This window comes from Kribbella sp. NPDC050470, from assembly GCF_044458365.1.
Lineage (GTDB): Bacteria > Actinomycetota > Actinomycetes > Propionibacteriales > Kribbellaceae > Kribbella.
This window is the reverse complement of record NZ_JBITHV010000002.1, coordinates 108,919-125,495: the sequence shown is the minus strand read 5'-3', so window position 1 is coordinate 125,495 and position 16,577 is coordinate 108,919. Positions and strand designations below refer to the sequence as shown.

At 67.3% G+C, this 16,577-nt stretch carries 17 protein-coding genes, 2 tRNA genes and 1 pseudogene; 11 read left to right on the top strand and 9 right to left on the bottom strand.

The window, feature by feature from the left end; all coding sequences use genetic code 11:
• Nucleotides 1–248: 248 nt before the first annotated feature.
• Nucleotides 249–2,186, bottom strand: coding sequence for a hypothetical protein (locus ACIBGM_RS05160; protein ID WP_396384547.1), 1,938 nt, complete (start codon nt 2,184–2,186; stop codon nt 249–251).
• 150 nt (nt 2,187–2,336) lie between these two features.
• Between ACIBGM_RS05160 and ACIBGM_RS05155 the strand changes: the two genes are divergently transcribed.
• Nucleotides 2,337–3,551: an MFS transporter gene (locus ACIBGM_RS05155; protein WP_396384546.1), complete on the top strand. Its 1,215-nt coding sequence runs from the start codon at nt 2,337–2,339 to the stop codon at nt 3,549–3,551.
• Here ACIBGM_RS05155 and ACIBGM_RS05150 read toward each other — a convergent pair.
• The 4 genes from ACIBGM_RS05150 to ACIBGM_RS05135 all read right to left on the bottom strand — a co-directional run bounded on the left by ACIBGM_RS05150 (nt 3,495) and on the right by ACIBGM_RS05135 (nt 5,594).
• The gene (locus tag ACIBGM_RS05150; RefSeq protein ID WP_396384545.1) at nt 3,495–4,061 is read right to left on the bottom strand and encodes an AAA family ATPase; all 567 of its coding nucleotides are present in this window, start codon (nt 4,059–4,061) and stop codon (nt 3,495–3,497) included. The genes ACIBGM_RS05155 and ACIBGM_RS05150 overlap by 57 nt on opposite strands.
• A gap of 19 nt (nt 4,062–4,080) precedes the next feature.
• On the bottom strand, nt 4,081–4,632 hold the full coding sequence (locus ACIBGM_RS05145) for a GrpB family protein (protein WP_360519716.1): 552 nt from the start codon (nt 4,630–4,632) through the stop codon (nt 4,081–4,083).
• Nucleotides 4,625–4,834, bottom strand: a complete 210-nt coding sequence (locus tag ACIBGM_RS05140) for a hypothetical protein (RefSeq protein WP_360519714.1) — start codon at nt 4,832–4,834, stop codon at nt 4,625–4,627. Before ACIBGM_RS05140 ends, ACIBGM_RS05145 begins: the two co-directional genes overlap by 8 nt.
• Nucleotides 4,835–5,447: 613 nt before the next feature.
• A complete protein-coding gene (locus ACIBGM_RS05135) occupies nt 5,448–5,594 on the bottom strand; it encodes a hypothetical protein (protein ID WP_396384544.1) in 147 nt (48 codons plus the stop codon).
• A gap of 322 nt (nt 5,595–5,916) precedes the next feature.
• Between ACIBGM_RS05135 and ACIBGM_RS05130 the strand changes: the two genes are divergently transcribed.
• From ACIBGM_RS05130 to ACIBGM_RS05120, 3 genes are all read left to right on the top strand, one after another.
• Nucleotides 5,917–6,564, top strand: a complete 648-nt coding sequence (locus tag ACIBGM_RS05130) for a helix-turn-helix domain-containing protein (RefSeq protein ID WP_360519710.1) — start codon at nt 5,917–5,919, stop codon at nt 6,562–6,564.
• A 69-nt stretch (nt 6,565–6,633) separates the two neighbouring features.
• The gene (locus ACIBGM_RS05125; protein ID WP_360519853.1) at nt 6,634–7,005 is read left to right on the top strand and encodes a DUF2750 domain-containing protein; all 372 of its coding nucleotides are present in this window, start codon (nt 6,634–6,636) and stop codon (nt 7,003–7,005) included.
• 282 nt (nt 7,006–7,287) lie between these two features.
• Nucleotides 7,288–7,497: a hypothetical protein gene (locus ACIBGM_RS05120; protein ID WP_360519708.1), complete on the top strand. Its 210-nt coding sequence runs from the start codon at nt 7,288–7,290 to the stop codon at nt 7,495–7,497.
• A 93-nt stretch (nt 7,498–7,590) separates the two neighbouring features.
• On the opposite strand, the gene ACIBGM_RS05115 is transcribed toward ACIBGM_RS05120, so the two are convergent.
• The 3 genes from ACIBGM_RS05115 to ACIBGM_RS05105 form a co-directional block, all read right to left on the bottom strand.
• Nucleotides 7,591–7,661, bottom strand: a tRNA-Gly gene (locus tag ACIBGM_RS05115).
• A gap of 47 nt (nt 7,662–7,708) precedes the next feature.
• Nucleotides 7,709–7,915: a hypothetical protein gene (locus tag ACIBGM_RS05110; protein WP_360519706.1), complete on the bottom strand. Its 207-nt coding sequence runs from the start codon at nt 7,913–7,915 to the stop codon at nt 7,709–7,711.
• A gap of 24 nt (nt 7,916–7,939) precedes the next feature.
• Complete coding sequence (locus ACIBGM_RS05105) at nt 7,940–8,536, bottom strand: formyltransferase family protein (protein WP_396384543.1); 597 nt, start codon at nt 8,534–8,536, stop codon at nt 7,940–7,942.
• A gap of 103 nt (nt 8,537–8,639) precedes the next feature.
• Here ACIBGM_RS05105 and ACIBGM_RS05100 point away from each other — a divergent pair.
• The 7 genes and pseudogenes from ACIBGM_RS05100 to ACIBGM_RS05070 all read left to right on the top strand — a co-directional run bounded on the left by ACIBGM_RS05100 (nt 8,640) and on the right by ACIBGM_RS05070 (nt 15,260).
• Nucleotides 8,640–8,712, top strand: a tRNA-Pro gene (locus ACIBGM_RS05100).
• Nucleotides 8,713–8,787: 75 nt separating this feature from the next.
• The gene (gene tig / locus ACIBGM_RS05095) at nt 8,788–10,182 is read left to right on the top strand and encodes a trigger factor (RefSeq protein WP_360519702.1); all 1,395 of its coding nucleotides are present in this window, start codon (nt 8,788–8,790) and stop codon (nt 10,180–10,182) included.
• A 175-nt stretch (nt 10,183–10,357) separates the two neighbouring features.
• The gene (locus ACIBGM_RS05090; protein WP_396384542.1) at nt 10,358–10,606 is read left to right on the top strand and encodes a hypothetical protein; all 249 of its coding nucleotides are present in this window, start codon (nt 10,358–10,360) and stop codon (nt 10,604–10,606) included.
• Between the two features lie 133 nt (nt 10,607–10,739).
• Entirely contained in the window at nt 10,740–11,363 is a 624-nt protein-coding gene (locus ACIBGM_RS05085; RefSeq protein WP_396384541.1) for a ClpP family protease, read from the top strand.
• Nucleotides 11,364–11,388: 25 nt separating this feature from the next.
• Nucleotides 11,389–12,006 (top strand): annotated as a pseudogene (locus ACIBGM_RS05080) (ATP-dependent Clp protease proteolytic subunit); the annotation flags it as partial.
• 248 nt (nt 12,007–12,254) lie between these two features.
• Nucleotides 12,255–13,550, top strand: a complete 1,296-nt coding sequence (gene clpX / locus ACIBGM_RS05075; protein WP_360519696.1) for an ATP-dependent Clp protease ATP-binding subunit ClpX — start codon at nt 12,255–12,257, stop codon at nt 13,548–13,550.
• A gap of 99 nt (nt 13,551–13,649) precedes the next feature.
• Entirely contained in the window at nt 13,650–15,260 is a 1,611-nt protein-coding gene (locus tag ACIBGM_RS05070; RefSeq protein WP_396384540.1) for an alpha/beta hydrolase, read from the top strand.
• Here the strand turns inward: ACIBGM_RS05070 and ACIBGM_RS05065 are convergent.
• Nucleotides 15,257–16,564, bottom strand: a complete 1,308-nt coding sequence (locus tag ACIBGM_RS05065) for an aspartate aminotransferase family protein (protein ID WP_396384539.1) — start codon at nt 16,562–16,564, stop codon at nt 15,257–15,259. The two genes, ACIBGM_RS05070 and ACIBGM_RS05065, sit on opposite strands and share 4 nt — an antisense overlap.
• Nucleotides 16,565–16,577: the final 13 nt, after the last annotated feature.

Genomic DNA, 16,577 nt, shown 5'->3' with positions numbered 1-16,577 from the left:
GGTGGTAGGGGCTGCAATCGACGGCGCTTGGGCAGGTCTCTCTGAGGGCATCTGGACGGGCGCACTTCCCATCATGCTCGGATCGTGGGGGTTGCCACCGGAAAACGGCGCACTTTCCAGTATCGCCTACGGGTAAGCGCTTGTCCCTCGAATTCCATTCCCCGGCGATGAATAACCTCGTGTCGCAATAGGCGACCCCCGCCACCACGCGGTGACGGGGGTCACAGTGATTACGAATCGCGATAGGTCTACGGATTGACCCGCAGGAACGCGATGCCGTCGATCGTGGCCGGCGCCGTGGAGGTGGAGACGATCTTGACCGCGCCGGTCCGGAACGGCGTGATCGGCAGGTAGGTCACCTTGCGGGCCGTCGTGGTCGCTGCCAGCGAGACTGTGCCGATCTTGATGTTCGCGTGGTAGATGTCGACCCGGCCCTGCCCGGGTCCGTGGATCGCGACCAGGGCGATCCGGGCCCCGGCCTCCGCGGTCTTGGTCAGATATGCGCCGTTCGCCTTCAGGATCGACGTTGTGCCTTGGAACGCGAGCGTGCTGGTCGACCGCGTCACCGACCCGGCCGAGGTGAGGGCGCGGTCGTCCTGGGGCGCGACGGCGCAGATCTGCGGCGACCAGGCGGACAGGTTGCCCAGGTAGTCGCGGGAGCGGACCAGGAAGCACTCGTCCCAGCCCAGCCGCGGGGTCCAGGTAATCGACGTGATCTTGGTGTTCTGCCAGATCGGCGGGTAGATCCACTTACCCAGAGCAACGCCCGGTGCGGCGATCTTGTAGACCACGTCGTACGACTCCACGTCGGTGTCGTCCTTGTAGGCCCAGCGGAACGTCACCGGCGCCGTGACGGCGACCCGGTCGCCGATTCGGAGTGTCTGCAGCGTAGGCGCCGTACCGTCGACCTCGCTGCAGTACGACGTGCTCCAGGCGCTCACGTTGCCCGCGTAGTCGCGTGCCCTGACCTGCCAGCACGTGTCGGTGCCAATCGCTGCGGTGTAGCTCGCGCCCGTCGTCTTCAGGCCCTGCCACGAGGGGACTTGATTCCAGGCGCCGTACGGCGATGTGCGGTTCGGGCGCTGCTGGATGCGTAGGTCGTACAAGTCGACGCCGGTCGCGGGGGAGTTGGGGTCCTGCGGGTCGGTGTACGCCCACTCGAAGGACAGGCTCGTGTTGTCGCGGATGCGGTCGCCTGCCGACGCGCTGGTCAGCACGGGAGCGACCGTATCCGGGCGCTGCTGCGGGTCGGCGGTGAGCCAGCTCAGGGTGATGACGCGGGCCTTCGAGTCCGGGTCGGCGTACACGATCTTGGCCAGGCCGGAGCCGTCGGCGCGGATGGCGGCGGGCTGCCGGACCGGTCCGTAGGTGCGCTGGCCGAGGTCCGGGTCGTTGAGGTCAGTGACGAGGAGGTTCTGGTCGGTGGTCGTCTGGACCGTGAAGCCGTTGCCGAGCTCGGAGTCGGCGGCGACAGTGAGATTGCGCGGGGCCTGTGGGCCCTTCACGTCCACCACCTGGCCGCAGCCGTTCAGCAGGGCCCAGCGGCCGTTGACGCGGTCCCTTCCGACTGCGCAGTTGCTGGCGACCAGGACTGTCTTGACGGTGCCGGTGGCGAGGTCCTTGCCGGTGAGCTGTCCGGGGTCGGTGACCTTCCAGACCGTGCTGTCGGACATGGCGAACGGCGGGGCGTAGTCGGCCAGCTTGGTCTTGGTGGCGACGTCGTACACCTCTGCGGTCGCCGCGTTGGGGGTGCGGTGGGAGACGAGCTTGCCGCCCTTGCCGAGGATCACCTCGTCCGCTGCGGGGAACGTGAGGCCGCCGACCTTCGCCGTACCGGCCTGGAAGGTGAGCAGGGACGTGCCCTCGAGCTGGAAGGGCTTGGTGTCGTTCGTGCCGCCCGTAGCGGTCCAGGTCGCGCCGTTGTTGCTGGTCTCCCAGAGCGTCTGCTCGGTCCGGTCTGTCGTCACCACCCGCGCGCCGGACAGGCCGACGTCGCCGACCTGTGCCGTGGGCGTTCGGGGTGTGACCAGTACGCCTTCGCCCAGGTGCTCCGGTGGATCGGCTGCCATCACCTGACTCGCCAGCACCGGTACCAGAGCGATCGCACAGGCGACCGCGGCCGCCTTGACCCGCAACCTGACCACAAGAACCCCCTCGGCGCCGCTCCCCAGCGCGCCCGTCGACACAGGGCGGCACCCTAGCCAGTAACCACCGGTAACGGAAGCGCTTACCGGCCTGGTCCAGACTGTGTGCCGGGTTTCGCGGGTGGTGAACAGGCTCTGCCGGGGGCGAACAGGTGTAGTCGGGCGAATGTGCTCGGTGACAGGTTGCCGGGCATGGCTTGGGTCGTCAGGGGCGAGTTCCGGAAGCTGTGGGTCGGGCAGTTGGTGTCGGCGTCGGGGAGTGCAATCACCACGGTCGCACTGCCGCTGGTCGCCGTACTGACCCTGCATGCGTCGCCTGTGGAGATGGGTGTGATGGCGGCGCTGACTGTGGCCCCGCACCTCGTCTTCGGGTTGCCGGCCGGTGTTTGGGTGGACCGGTGGTCGCTGCGGCGGGTGCTGGTGGTGACGGACGTTGGGCGGGCAGTCCTGCTCGGGTCCATCCCGGCCGCGGCGGCTGTGGGTGCGTTGGGGATGTGGCAGTTGTACGTCGTGGCCGTGCTGGCCGGTGTGTTCACGCTGCTGTCCGAGACCGCGTCGATGACTTTGATGCCCGCGCTGGTGCCGCGTGACGAGCTGATCCGAGCCAACAGCGCGCACCTGCTCAACCTGAACGTGGCGTCGACAGCGGGGCCTTCTGTGGCGGGGTTGCTGGTGCAGGTGGTGACTGCGCCGTTTGCGATCTTGTTCGATGCGGCGTCGTACGTGGTGTCTGCGGTGGCGTCGTACCTGATCCGTGAGCCTCGGCGTGAGGTGGCTGAGCGGTCGGAGGTGCGGCTGACGGACGGGCTGCGGACGATCTTCGGCAGTCCGGTGCTGGCGCCGTTGGCGGTGTCCGCGACGGTCGGTGCGATTGCCGGCTCGTTGCAGGGGCCGCTGATCGTTCTCTACCTGGTCCGCGAGCTCCAGTGGGCGCCTGCGCTTGTCGGGGTGGCAATCACGGTCTTTGGAGCGGCCGCCATTGTCGGGTCGCTGATCGCGCCTGGGTGGATCCGCTTGGTCGGCATCGGGCGCGGTTACATCACAGGGCAGTTCATAGCGTCCCTGACCGGTGCTGCGCTGGCGGTCGGCTTCGCTCCGGTCGTTTTGCTGGGCCAGGCATTGGCCGGGCTGGGCATGTCGCTGTTCGCCGTTCCCCAGCGCACTCTGCGACAGTCGCTGGTCCCGTCCAGTTCCCTAGCTCAGGTCACAGCCACCTGGCGCACTCTGGTGATCGGCGGGCAGTCCCTAGGCGCCCTCACGTCGGGCCTACTAGCCACCACCCTCGGCCTCCGCCCCACCCTCTTCCTGTCCACGGCCGCCATGCTCATCGGCACGCTTGTCGCGGTCCTTTCACCCCTCCGCAAGGTTGCTGTCCTCGAGTGGGTGGGCGATCTGGCCGCCCGATGACCAGGAGAGGTCGGTGATGATGCGGGTGGTGGTGTCGTCGAGCGTGCTGGTGGAGTCGATGATCTGCTCGCCCGGTACGCCGAGGAGGTCGCACGGTTGGTACCAGTCGCGCAGCTTGTCCGCGGTGACGCCGTACGACGGCTTGGTGTGATGTCGCCGTACGGTCTCCTCGAAGGGGAGCTGGAAGTAGTACACGCCGGTGTGGCCGGCGTGGTCGGCGATCAGTTGGCGGACCATCGCGCCGTACGTCGGGCTGTAGAGGATGCCTTCGAGGATGACGTGGTAGCCGTTGTCGAGCGCGTACCGGACCGTCTGGTCGATCAAGCCTATGTTGGGCGCGGCCGGCCGGTCGTGCTCGCGGAGCAGGATTCGCCGCAGGTAGTCCTGCTCGACCCAAGCGACTCCGCGGCCGACTCGTCGCCGTACCTCCTGCGCTGTGGTGCTCTTCCCCGAGGCCGAATTCCCTCGAAGCACGACCAATCGCGACGACTCATCCCCGACCTTCGACACCTGGGAGACCCTACGCCTGTCAGCAGTCGGACGGCGGAGGCTCCCAGCCGGTCGCTTGAGCCCAGGCATCAGCCTGCTGGATGGTCTCCCAGATGAACGGCGTCTTCGCGTCGACGTAGTCCTGCCGCTGGTCCGGCGCCGAGAACCGCTTCGCCAGTTGGTATTTCAGCTCCGCGTAGGCATTTGCTCGCTCGGGATGCGTCCGCAGGAAGTCCCGGAACAACAAGGTGAACTGCTCGGAGAACGACCCCGCCCGCCGGACGTGCACATGAGTGCGGCGCTCACCCGGAGCCTCCCGGAAGTACCGCTTGGTCAGCTCAGGATTGCCCGCCCGGTAAACAAACCCGGCCCGCTCGATCGGCCCCCGATACGCCTCCAACGGCTCGAACGAAGCCACCGAAACCTGAACATCGATCACCGGCTTCGCATCAAGCCCAACCACAGCCGTCGACCCCACATGATCGATCCGCAGCCCCACCTCCCCGAGCTCCCCCCGAAGCCGCCGCCCCACCTCCCCGAACAACTCGACCCACCCCGGGTCATACCCGACGACAACAACCCCTTCACCCATCCTGCCCCCGATCCGAGAGCGCCTCGTCCTCGGTCACCGCGCTCGCCTGCCGACGCCGGAAGTAGTGCCGAACAGTCGACAGCAGCAGCCCGGCCACCCACCAGGTGAAGAACAAGGTCCCGACCACGACCTGGAACACGAAGTCCGCCGCCCCAAGGTCTTCCTGCACCCCGTAGACGACCCCGACAACCAGACCCACCACAATCCCGCACCACCACAACGGGTCCCTCTGCAACGGGCGATCGAAGAATGGCCGCGGAATCACCCGCACATGATCACACGACACCGTGAGCCCGTCCTCCTCTAGCGATGCCTGGATGATTTACCCGCATGCGGAGAAGAGAACGTCGCGCCCAGAACCTGGCCGCACGCGCGCACGTGATCCTCATTCACAACGCCCTGGCCAGCATCCGCACGATCGCCTACCTCCGACGAGACCCCGGCGCCATCGGCGGCGAAACCGTCGACGACCACCACGAACTGATCCGCTTACTGGCCAACACCGCCGCCAGCCTGCCCGGCTCCCTCCGCCCTGACACATGGCAGACGCCCACTGAAGCCCGGACATCTCGAACGACCAAATGCGCCGCTGGATGCACCAAACCCTGGCAACCGAAGGCATCCCCCTCAACGACCTCATCTCCTGACCCCCGACACGCCTCTACTGGTGTTGGACTTCCGCTCGTCGGCATTTACTTGCGCTGACCTGGGGCTAGGCGGAGCGGAGTGCGGAGCGGCACGGCAGGTCGTCCCGTTCTCAGGACAACTGCCGACCCAGGCCGGCACGGCGTCCCGGGTAGCTGATCGCCTCAGTCTTACTGAGCCTCTGCCAGCGCAAAGCTCCCAGCCGGCGTCAGAACCGTCACGATGACGGCGACGGCGCTCTCGTCTGGAAGGCAGAGGTCGAAGGCATCATCCAGGCCACGGAAGAAGGCCAGATCCTCGCCTTCCTCGATCCGCACGAGCTGACCTGTCGCCTCCCACCCGTGGTCCCCAACCGAGATCGTCACAGAGACCTCGAAAGCGGCCAGACAGGTCGACCCATTAGCCCACCACTCGAGCCGAGCAGCGCTCACAACTGAATCCACACAACGATCCTGGCACGGCGGCGGCGAGGGACTGCTCACCGTCTGGCCATGAGCCTCAACCTGTGCACGCCGAGTGTCCCCACTTGCCCCTGGCGGACCCACGTAATCGCTCGTTGGGTCGGACTGGGGTCAGCTCCTTCCGAGCGCATTGGGCAAGATGGCTCAGCTCGCAGCCCAACCACGAAGGGTCAGGAACGTGGATTACCGAGAGTTGCTCCGCACCGTGCGCCTTCGGCCGGGTATGTTCTTCGGGCGGTCGGAGCTGACCTATGACCAGCTTGTCAGCTTCGTCACCGGCTTGTCGTTTGGGCGACCGGAACTCCTCGCCGGTTTCAGGGAGTTCCTGGTCCTCAAGCTGAACGACGGCAACAACCTCGTGTGGCCCGCCCTGGTCACGCGGCTCGTGGTACCGCAGGCCGTTCGCCCGCTCAGTCCGGCGGATGACCGCGCTGCTGTGGAGGGCCTGTTTGATCTCCTGGACGAGTTCCTGGCTGAGACCACCACGATCGGCTCGCGCTGGATTGATCGCGAGTACTTCCTCTGGCTGCAGCAGCAGAGCTGGTACGACCTGGACCTGGAGAGATTCCGCAGCAGCCCGGCCCCCCAGATGCTCGGGTTGGACGAGGCGGCAGAGCGGCTCGGCGTGCAACGTTCCGCACTCTTCGACTTGATCGCGTCCCGGAAGTTGCGATCATTCCGTGTCGGTGCCGAGCTCCTGTTCGCCGAGCACGACATCTCCGAGCTCGAAAGTCAGCTCGGCCCGTCGCCTGCGCGGACCGGGCGTCTAGGCCTGAAACCCATCCCCACAGCACCCCCTGAGCGACCGCGACCGACCGCCAGTTAGGGCACGTGGAGGCACGACCTGGCGGCTCGCAGCTCGGACGGTGGTCGCGAGCCAAGGCTAGCCGTGAAGATGGACCGCATGAGTCAGAGTGCCGCACAAGCAGCCGCCTTCTTCACTGAGGTCAATCGGACAGGACGCCTCTGGACCGTGCGTGACGCTGGCGGCTACCCAGCCCCCAGTAACTCGCAAGGTCGGCGGGCTCAACCCTTCTGGTCCAGCGAGGCTCGCGTGCGCCGGATCATCAAACGAGTGCCTGCCTACTCCGGGTTCGACCCCGAGGAACTCGACCTTGCAAGCTGGCGTGAGCGCTGGCTGCCGGGCCTAGGGCAGGACGGGCTTCTCGTCGGCCTGAACTGGACCGGTGCACGTGCAGTCGGCTACGAGTTTACGGCGGCTGAGGTCATCGCTCGCCTTGACGCCACACCTGCCCCGTCCCCTTGATAGCTGCCAAACCCAGGCCAGCTGGTGCTCGTTCCGCCGAAGTCTGAAGCCTCCGAGCGCGACGTGACCATCCCGGCGATCCTCGGCCCGGTACTGGTCGAGCACTTGGAGGAGTTCGTAGGGCTGCGTCGGATGCGCTGGTGTTCACGGGGGAGCGCGGCAGTACTCCCAAGCGGGGAAGCTGGCGTACGACGGTCGAGTGGACAACTTGTGTTGCGGAGGCTGGCCTGCCGGCTGGGGTCAGTTCCATGACCTGCGTCACACGGGTAACCACTGGCCGCGATGAGTGGCGCGTCGACCAAGGAGCTGCTGCATCGGATGGGGCAGTCGACGATGCGAGCCGCGCTCATCTATCAGCACGCGACCGATGAGCGGGCACGGGAGATCGCCGACCGACTGAACGAGCTGGTGGAGCGCCAGCTCAAGGCCGCGACCGAGGGCACGCCCGATGACGACGAAGGGACCGCCGGGGCGCTGGTCCCAACCAGTTAGGGCACGTGGAGGGCACGCCGCTCGAAGTAGGTCTCCGCATGACGAAGGCCCCTAGCCTCAGATTCCCTGTGGTTAGGGGCCTTTCGCGTTTCGAGCGGGTGACGAGAATCGAACTCGCGTAGCCAGTTTGGAAGACTGGGGCTCTACCATTGAGCTACACCCGCGGTGCTCGGACATGATTCCACATGGGGGTCGGGGGTTGGCAAACCGGTTAGCAGATGCGTAGCCGGATGGGGGCGGTTCCTGATTGGACGAGGACCTGCTCGTCGGCTTCCCAGGTGATCAGGGCCCCGGGTTCCACGTCGTACGGCGGGCTGTTGAGCGCCTCGATGCTCAGCACCATGACGTCCTGCGGGTCGACTCGGGCGAGCGCGGACGGCGCCGCCAGGTTCGACGCGGCGGTACGGCGTTGCAGCAACGAAGCCGATTCCGTCAGGTCCAGCTAGCGCTCGCCTTGGGTGAAATGCGGCGCCGCGGTCGCGAGCGAGTCGTCCTGCGGTACGCCGGGATCGCCGGCCAGCAACCGTGACACACCCTCCTCGAGCACCGCGTCGAGGAGGGTGGCCCACAGCTCGCGGAGACCGCGGGCGCTGAGCGGCTCGGGCAGCGGGACCTCGCGCTGGGACATGATCGCGCCGGTGTCGAACGACGCCGCCGTACGGTGCAACGTGGCTCCCGCAGTCCGGTCACTCGCATAGATCAGCCGCTGCGGGTTCGGACCACGCCCCCGCGGCAGCGCGGAAGGGTGCAGATTCACAGCGCCGTACGGCGGAATGCCCGTCAACTCCGGCGGGATCAGCCGGGGAGGGGTCGCCGAGATCACCAGGTGAGGCTGTACGGCGGCCACCGCGGGAGCCGCGATCGCGACCAGTTGATCAGTCGGGAGGCACGGCCGACCCAGGTCCGGGACCTGCTCCGCGAGCGGGTTCTGATCACTCCCGTAACGACGGATCGCCTCCTCCGCACTCGGTGTGACGACCAGGGCGAGCTCGTGGCCGCACCGCGCCGCCCAGTCGGACACCAATCGGTATCCGGACATCGAGGCATGCAGGCTCACGATCCGGATGACGGCCTCCTGAGCCGGTATGGGAGGGTGATTTCGCGTGCACCGGGTCGGGTCGACTAGACTCGGGCGGTCACTGCGGGGCGTAGCGTAGTGGCTAGCGCGCCTGCTTTGGGAGCAGGAGACCGCAGGTTCGAGTCCTGTCGCCCCGACAAACCCCCTGCAGCACCCCTGCAGCGCGGGCTGTCCCCGTGCTGTGAAGTCATCGATCAAGGAGAACCGCCACCGTGAAGAGCACCGTCGAGTCCATGAGCCCGACGAAGGTCCGGCTCATCGTCGAGGTGCCGTTCGAGGAGCTCAGGCCGAGCCTCGACGCGGCGTACCAGAGCATCGCGAAGCAGATCACCGTGCCCGGCTTCCGCAAGGGCAAGGTGCCGCCGCAGGTGATCGACCAGCGGGTCGGCCGCGGGCCGGTGCTCGAGGAGGCGATCAACGACGCGCTGCCGAAGCTGTACTCGCAGGCGGTGCAGGAGAACAAGGTCAAGGCGATCGGCCGGCCCGAGGTCGACGTGACCGAGTTCAACGACAAGGAGAGCCTGCAGTTCTCCGCCGAGGTCGAGGTGCGCCCCGAGATCACGCTGCCGGACCTGGACGGCCTCGAGGCCGAGGTCGAGGACATCGCGATCTCCGACGACGAGGTGGACGAGCAGATCGAGGCATTGCGGCAGCGGTTCGGCTCGCTGAACCCCGTCGAGCGCGCGGTCGTGGACAAGGACTTCATCACCATCGACCTGTCCGCCAGCAAGGACGGCGAGAAGGTCGAGGAGGCGCAGGCGAGCGGCCTGTCGTACCAGGTCGGCAGCGGCCAGCTGCTGGACGGGCTGGACGAGGCAGTGATCGGGCTGAACGCGGGTGAGAGCAAGACCTTCGTCACCCAGTTGGTCGGCGGCGCGCTGAAGGGCGAGGACGTCGACGTTGCGGTGACCGTGACCGCGGTCAAGGAGCAGGAGCTGCCGGAGTTCGACGACGAGTTCGCGCAGACCGCGTCCGAGTTCGACACCGCCGACGAGCTGAAGGCGGACGTGCGTGGCCGGCTGGAGCGCGGCAAGCGGCTCGAGCAGGCCGGCGAGGCGCGCGACGCCGTACTCGAGAAGATCCTGACCCTGGTCGAGGTGCCGGTGCCCGAGGGCCTGCTGGTCGACGAGCTGGCCGCTCGGAAGGAGAACCTGGAGCAGCAGCTCGGGTACTCCGGGATGACGTTCGAGCAGTTCCTGGAGAGCGAGGAGCAGTCCCAGGACGAGTTCGACGAGGACCTGAAGAAGCGCTCCGAGGACGCGATCAAGGCCCAGTTCGTGCTGGACCTGGTGGCCGAGCAGCAGGAGCTGAGCGTCAACGACCAGGAGCTGACCGAGCACATCGTGCGGCACGCGCAGCGTTCCGGCGTCAGCCCGGACCAGTTCGCCCAGCACGCGGTCGAGAACAACCTGGTGCCGAGCCTGGTGTCCGAGGTCGTCCGCGGCAAGGCGCTCGCGCACCTGGTCGAGAACGCGAAGGTCACCGACGCCTCCGGCAACGTGGTCGAGCTGAAGACCCTGCAGCCGGACGGCTCCTACGCCGACCCCGCGGCCGAGCAGGCCGACGAGGCTGCGGAGGCCGCGGCCGAGGAGCCCGCGAAGGCCTGACAAGCAGTACTGCGCGACGGCCCGGATCCCCTGTGGATCCGGGCCGTCGTCATGCCTGCCCCGAACCCGCCGAAACCGCCGGAAGTGAGCGGTCCTCAGTCGGCTGAAAGTGATCTGAAAGCGGCGTTCCCTAGCGTTGCCGGTGCACCGTCAAACCGCTCTGGGGGAACGCCTGATGACACCGAGCCTGCCGTCCGACAAGCCGTGCCTCTGGCTGCCGGGACAGTCCGGTTTCCACCTGCTGTCGACGCGCCGCCCTCCCCGGCTCCGCGTGCGGACGCACTGGGAGCGCCGGAAGCCGGCCGGATCCGGGTCCGGGTCCGACGAGCAGTACGACGTACCGGTCATCGAGCCGCCGACCGCTCAAGCGCCTGGTGAGCGGCTCGGCGGCGGGCGGGACGCGGTGGCGCTCTGCGGCTGGTGAGCGGGCCACCCAGCCCCAGAGCGCCCACCGAATGCCGCCGGACGAATTCGCTCAGGGCAGACACGGTGCGCCGTGAGCGAACACCCCTGGCCCAGCCTTAGGTCTGTCGCCGCCGCCAAGTAATGTCGGCTTCGTGAACGAGACATTTGCAGCCAGCCCCACCGCCGCGGGCGGCAACGGATCCGGCGGACTAGACGACCACATCTACCAGCGCCTGCTGCAGAACCGGATCATCTTCCTGGGGTCCGAGGTTCGCGACGACAACGCGAACGCGATCTGCGCGCAGATGCTGCTCCTCAACGCCGAGGACCCCAACAAGGACATCTGGCTGTACATCAACTCGCCGGGTGGCTCAGTGGACTCCGGCATGGCGATCTACGACACCATGCAGTGGATCTCCAACGACGTCGCGACCGTCGGGATGGGCCTGGCCGCCTCGATGGGCCAGTTCCTGCTCTGCGCGGGTGCGAAGGACAAGCGGTTCGCGCTGCCGCACGCGCGGATCATGATGCACCAGCCGTCCGGCGGTATGGGCGGTACGGCCAGTGACATCAAGATCCAGGCCGAGCAGTCGCTGCACATCAAGGCGCAGCTGTTCCGGCTGATCGCGGAGCACACCAGCCAGCCGCTCGAGCAGGTCGAGAACGACGCCGACCGCGACCGCTGGTTCACCGCCGAGCAGGCCAAGGAGTACGGCTTCATCGACCACGTGGTCGCCAGCGCCGCCCAGCTCACCTCCGGCAGCCCGAACTCCTGATCTCCCACTCCGTCAGTCAAAGGACGCACGCATGAACTACTTCATCCCGCAGTGGGAGGAGCGCACGTCGTACGGCATGCGCCGGATCGACCCCTACACCAAGCTGTTCGAGGACCGCATCATCTTCCTCGGCACGCCGATCACCGACGAGATCGCGAACGCGGTGATGGCGCAGCTGCTGTGCCTGCAGTCGATGGACTCCGACCGTGACATCAGCATCTACATCAACTCGCCGGGTGGTTCGTTCACGGCGCTGACCGCGATCTACGACACCGTCCGCTACATCAAGCCCGACGTCCAGACGGTGTGCCTCGGCCAGGCCGCGTCGGCCGCCGCCGTGCTGCTCGCCGCCGGTACGCCGGGCAAGCGGCTGGCGCTGCCGAACAGCCGGATCATCATTCACCAGCCGGCCACCGAGGGCACCTACGGCCAGTCGAGTGACATCGAGATCCAGGCGAACGAGATCCTCCGGCTGCGGGCGCTGCTGGAGAAGATGATCTCCGAGGCCAGCGGCAAGTCGCTGGAAGAGGTTTCGCGTGACATCGAGCGGGACAAGTTCCTGACTGCCGACCAGGCCATCGAGTACGGCCTGATCGACGACGTCCTGCAGACCCTGAAGACCCCGGTTCCGGCCGGCGTCTGACAGGTCTGACCCGGTTCGACGGTGCTGTCAGAAGGGGTGGCCAGAGGCTCCCGGAGCGGAACGCCGCCTTGTCAAGGGCAAGGCGCGTTCGCCACCGGCGTAGTCACAACGCGGCGTCGGGCGCGGCGTTTGGGCCTCCGGCGCGGTACCGTCGAATCGGGATCCGGGGCCCGTCGTACGGCACCCGGCCCGAGCGGCCTACGCCCCCTTGGCCCAGGTTCGACTGCTCAGAGAAGGGATCTGTCCCGGTGGCACGCATAGGTGACGGCGGCGACCTGCTGAAATGCTCGTTCTGCGGTAAGAGCCAGAAGCAGGTCAAGAAGCTCATCGCCGGTCCCGGCGTTTACATCTGCGACGAATGCATCGATCTCTGCAACGAGATCATCGAGGAAGAGCTGAACGAGGGCTCCGAGGTCGGCCTCACCGAGCTGCCCAAGCCGCGCGAGATCTACGACTTCCTCAACGCCTACGTCGTCGGGCAGGACGTGGCCAAGAAGGCCCTCGCGGTGGCGGTGTACAACCACTACAAGCGGGTCCGCGACGGCCAGGGCAGCTCGAGCGCCGGCCGGCACGCGAAGGACGAGGCCGTCGAGCTGGCAAAGTCGAACATCCTGCTGATCGGCCCGACCGGCTGCGGCAAGACGTACCTGGCGCAGACGCTGGCCCGGATGCTGAACGTGCCGTTCGCGATCGCCGACGCCACCGCGCTGACCGAGGCCGGGTACGTCGGTGAGGACGTCGAGAACATCCTGCTGAAGCTGATCCAGGCGGCCGACTACGACGTAAAGAAGGCCGAGACCGGGATCATCTACATCGACGAGGTCGACAAGATCGCCCGCAAGAGCGAGAACCCGTCGATCACCCGGGACGTGTCCGGCGAGGGCGTGCAGCAGGCGCTGCTGAAGATCCTGGAAGGGACGACGGCCTCGGTGCCGCCGCAGGGTGGCCGCAAGCACCCGCACCAGGAGTTCATCCAGATCGACACCACCAACGTGCTGTTCATCGTCGGCGGCGCGTTCGCCGGCTTGGACCACATGGTCGAGCAGCGGGTCGGCAAGAAGACCCTCGGCTTCAACACCTCCCGCGAGCCGGAGAAGCCGAAGGAGCTCGGCGGGTACGCCGACGTGATGCCGGAGGACCTGCTCAAGTTCGGCCTGATCCCCGAGTTCATCGGCCGGCTCCCGGTGATCACCACGGTGTCCCCGCTCGACCGCGAGGCCCTGATCAAGATTCTGTCGGAGCCGAAGAACGCGCTGGTCAAGCAGTACCGGCGGTTGTTCGAGATCGACAACGTGGAGCTCGAGTTCACCGACGACGCGGTAGAGGCGATCGCCGACCAGGCGCTGCTGCGCGGCACCGGCGCCCGCGGCCTGCGCGCCATCATGGAAGAGGTTCTCCTCAACGTGATGTACGAGGTGCCCAGCCGTGAGGACGTCGCCAAGGTCGTCGTCACCGGCGAGGTCGTCCTGGAGAACGTGAACCCCACGCTGATCCCGCGCGACCAGATCGAGCGCAAGCGCGAGCGCCGCGAGAAGACTGCCTGAGTCTGTACTCGAGGAGGCCGGGTCCGCTGTACGGCGGAGTCCCGGCCTCCTTCTGTTGGTGGACGCAACCGTAGTAGCGGTCCGCATACGGTCGATTGCGTGAAGCCGACAAGATTCCTTCGAAGACTGTTCGTTGCCGCCGCAGTCGGTGCGCTGATCGTGCCGACCACCACTGCAGTCGCCGCCCCGAGGAGCGTCGTACCGAAGATTGCCTGGGGGAGTTGTGGCGCTGAACTGCCGGCTTTCCAGTGCGCGTCCGTCGAGGTGCCGACGGACTACGACCGGCGCAATGGTCCGACCACGACGATTGCGCTGACCCGGTTGCCGGCGACCGACCCGGCGCGCAGGATCGGGACGCTGTTCACCAACCCGGGTGGTCCCGGTGGGTCCGGGGTGGACTTCGTCCAGCAAATGGGTCAGACGGCGTACCAGCCCGAGGTGCGGGCGCGGTTCGACATCCTCGGGTTCGACCCGCGCGGGGTCGGCAAGTCGGATCCGGTGACCTGCTTCCCGACGGCTGCCGAGGAGGCGGCTGCGTTCGCCGGGCAGCCGGCGTACCCGGTGACTGCCGAGGAGGAGCGCGCGTACACGGCGCTCAGTCTGAAGCTGGCGATCGGTTGCAAGACGACGTCGCCGGACCGGCTGGCGCACTACTCGACCGCGAACGTTGCCCGGGACATGGATCTGCTCCGTCAGGCGGTCGGTGACGACAAGCTCAGCTACGTCGGATACTCCTACGGGACCTATCTCGGTGCGACGTACGCGCGGCTGTTCCCGAACAAGATCCGGGCCTTCGTGCTCGACGGAACGCTGAGCCCGGAGTGGTACTCCGGCTCGAACGGCGACCGGCGGCCGCTCGGCGCCCGGCTCAAGCAGGGCGAGGGCGCGGCCGAGACGTTCGAGCAGTTCCTCGCCGAGTGCGAGAAGGCCGGGCCGAACGGGTGTGCGCTGGCCAAGCTCGGCGATCCGAAGACGGTGACCGAGGGCATGTTCGAGCGGTTGAAGAACCAGCCCGTCGTACTGACGCTGCCCGATGGCTCGACCGTCACGGTGACCTATCAGGTGGCGGTTCAGGCGAGCTTCTTCTCGATGTACAGCCCGTCCGACTGGCCGGCGCTGGCGGAGTCGCTGGCTCAGCTCGCGACTGCCTCCGAGAAGACGCGGGCCAAGTCGGCCACCCGTGCCTCGGAGCTGCTGGTGGAGTGGAATCGGCGCAAGGAGGAGTACGCGTCGATCGGCACCGCGTTGCAGCCGTGCGTCGAGGCTCGGCAGTCGGGTCGGCCGTTGGCTTATCCGCAGTACGCCGACGCCGCGGACAAGCGTGCACCGCACTTCGGGCGGATGCGGCTGTGGATCGGTCAGCCCTGTGAGTTCCTGGGCGTGCGGGATCATGACGCGTTCCTCGGTCCGTGGAAGCTCAGCACGAAGGCGCCGGTGATGGTGATCGGCACCCGGTACGACCCGGCGACGCCGTACGAGGCGACGCGTCCGTACGCCGACCTGTTCCGGAACGCCAGCATGGTCACGGTCGAGGGTTACGGCCACACAGTGCTCGGGAAGAGCACCTGCGCCGACAACCTGATCACCTCCTACCTCACCACGCTGAAGTCACCGGCCGACGGCTCGACCTGCGCGCAGGACCGCAAGCCGTTCGACCCGGCCCCGGCTTCGGCCAAGGCCAAGCTGCTGCAGGGACCGGGCCTGTACTAGAGGGACGCGAACACCGAGTCGGCGACCGCGATCGTTTCGTCGAGTTGGTCGTCGGTGTGCTCGGTGGACAGGAACCACAGCCCCCTCGGAACGATGTTGATCCCGGCCGCGAACAGGCCCGCGTGGAACTTCGCCATCGCGGGCCTGTCGCAGGCCGCGAAGTCCCGGTAGTCGGTGACCGCAGGCTGGTCGGTGATGTACGTCTGGAACACCGGCCCCGGACCGTCGACCAGCAGCGGTACGCCGTGCCGCCCGGCCGCCTCGCGCAGCCCGTCCATCAACCGACGGCCCGCAGCGATCAGCGGCGGGTAGATGGAGTCACGGTCGACGTCGAGATACTCGAGTACGGCGTCCGCCGCGGCCATCGCGACCGGGTGCGAATTGAAGGTCCCGGCGTGGGCCACGGAACCGTTCGCGATCGACCCCATCACTTCACGCAAACCGACCAACGCGGACACTTGCATCCCGCCCGCCATCGCCTTCCCGAACGCCGACAGATCGGGGACGACGCCCAGTAACTCCTGGGCACCACCGGGAGCGACTCGGAAGCCGGAGATGATCTCGTCGAAGATCAGCAACGCGCCATGCTGGTGAGTCAACTCCCTCAGGCCTTCGAGGTAGCCCGGCGCCGGGGTGATGCAGCCCGTGTTGCAGAGCAGGGGTTCGAGGATGACGGCGGCGATCTCGTCACCGTGCTGCTCGAACACCGCTGACACTGCTTCGAGATCGTTGTACGGCAACACGATCAGATCGTCCGCGCCGCCGCGCGGCTGGCCCGCCGTACCGCCGACTGCTGTGGGATGGCGTGCGTCACCGGCGAGCGCGAGGTCGGGATGCACGCTGTAGAGGACCGGGTCGAGCCAGCCGTGGTAGTTGCCCTCGAACTTCACGATCTTCGGGCGGCCGGTGTGCCCGCGCGCCAGTCTGATCGCGCCGTGCACCGCTTCGGACCCGACGCTGTTGAACCGCACGAGCTCGGCGGACGGCACCATCCGGCACAAGCGCTCGGCGACGACCGCTTCCAGCTCGTGCTGAGCGGCGTACGCGACGCCGCGGCTGACCTGGGCGGACACCGCCTCGGCGACGATCGGGGAGGAGTGGCCGAGCAGGTTGGGGCCTTGGCCGAGGACGTAGTCGAGGTACCGGTTGCCGTCCACGTCCCAGAGCTCGGCGCCGCGGGCGCGGTCGACGAACAGCGGTTTGTCCGCTCGGCGGGCGTCGCTGGACACTCCGCCGGCGATCACCTGCTTGGCGCGGTGGTACAGGCGATCCGTCTGTTCGTGGCCTCGGGCAACGGTCTGCACAGCTCCTCCTAGG

Bases quoted from the DNA above. Each gene is read 5' to 3' on its own strand.
- ACIBGM_RS05125 (WP_360519853.1), top strand. From the start codon at position 6,634: ATGGACCGCATGAGTCAGAGTGCCGCACAAGCAGCCGCCTTCTTCACT.
- ACIBGM_RS05105 (WP_396384543.1), bottom strand. From the start codon at position 8,536: ATGTCCGGATACCGATTGGTGTCCGACTGGGCGGCGCGGTGCGGCCAC.
- ACIBGM_RS05120 (WP_360519708.1), top strand. From the start codon at position 7,288: ATGAGTGGCGCGTCGACCAAGGAGCTGCTGCATCGGATGGGGCAGTCG.
- ACIBGM_RS05090 (WP_396384542.1), top strand. From the start codon at position 10,358: ATGACACCGAGCCTGCCGTCCGACAAGCCGTGCCTCTGGCTGCCGGGA.
- ACIBGM_RS05155 (WP_396384546.1), top strand. From the start codon at position 2,337: ATGGCTTGGGTCGTCAGGGGCGAGTTCCGGAAGCTGTGGGTCGGGCAG.
- ACIBGM_RS05145 (WP_360519716.1), bottom strand. From the start codon at position 4,632: ATGGGTGAAGGGGTTGTTGTCGTCGGGTATGACCCGGGGTGGGTCGAG.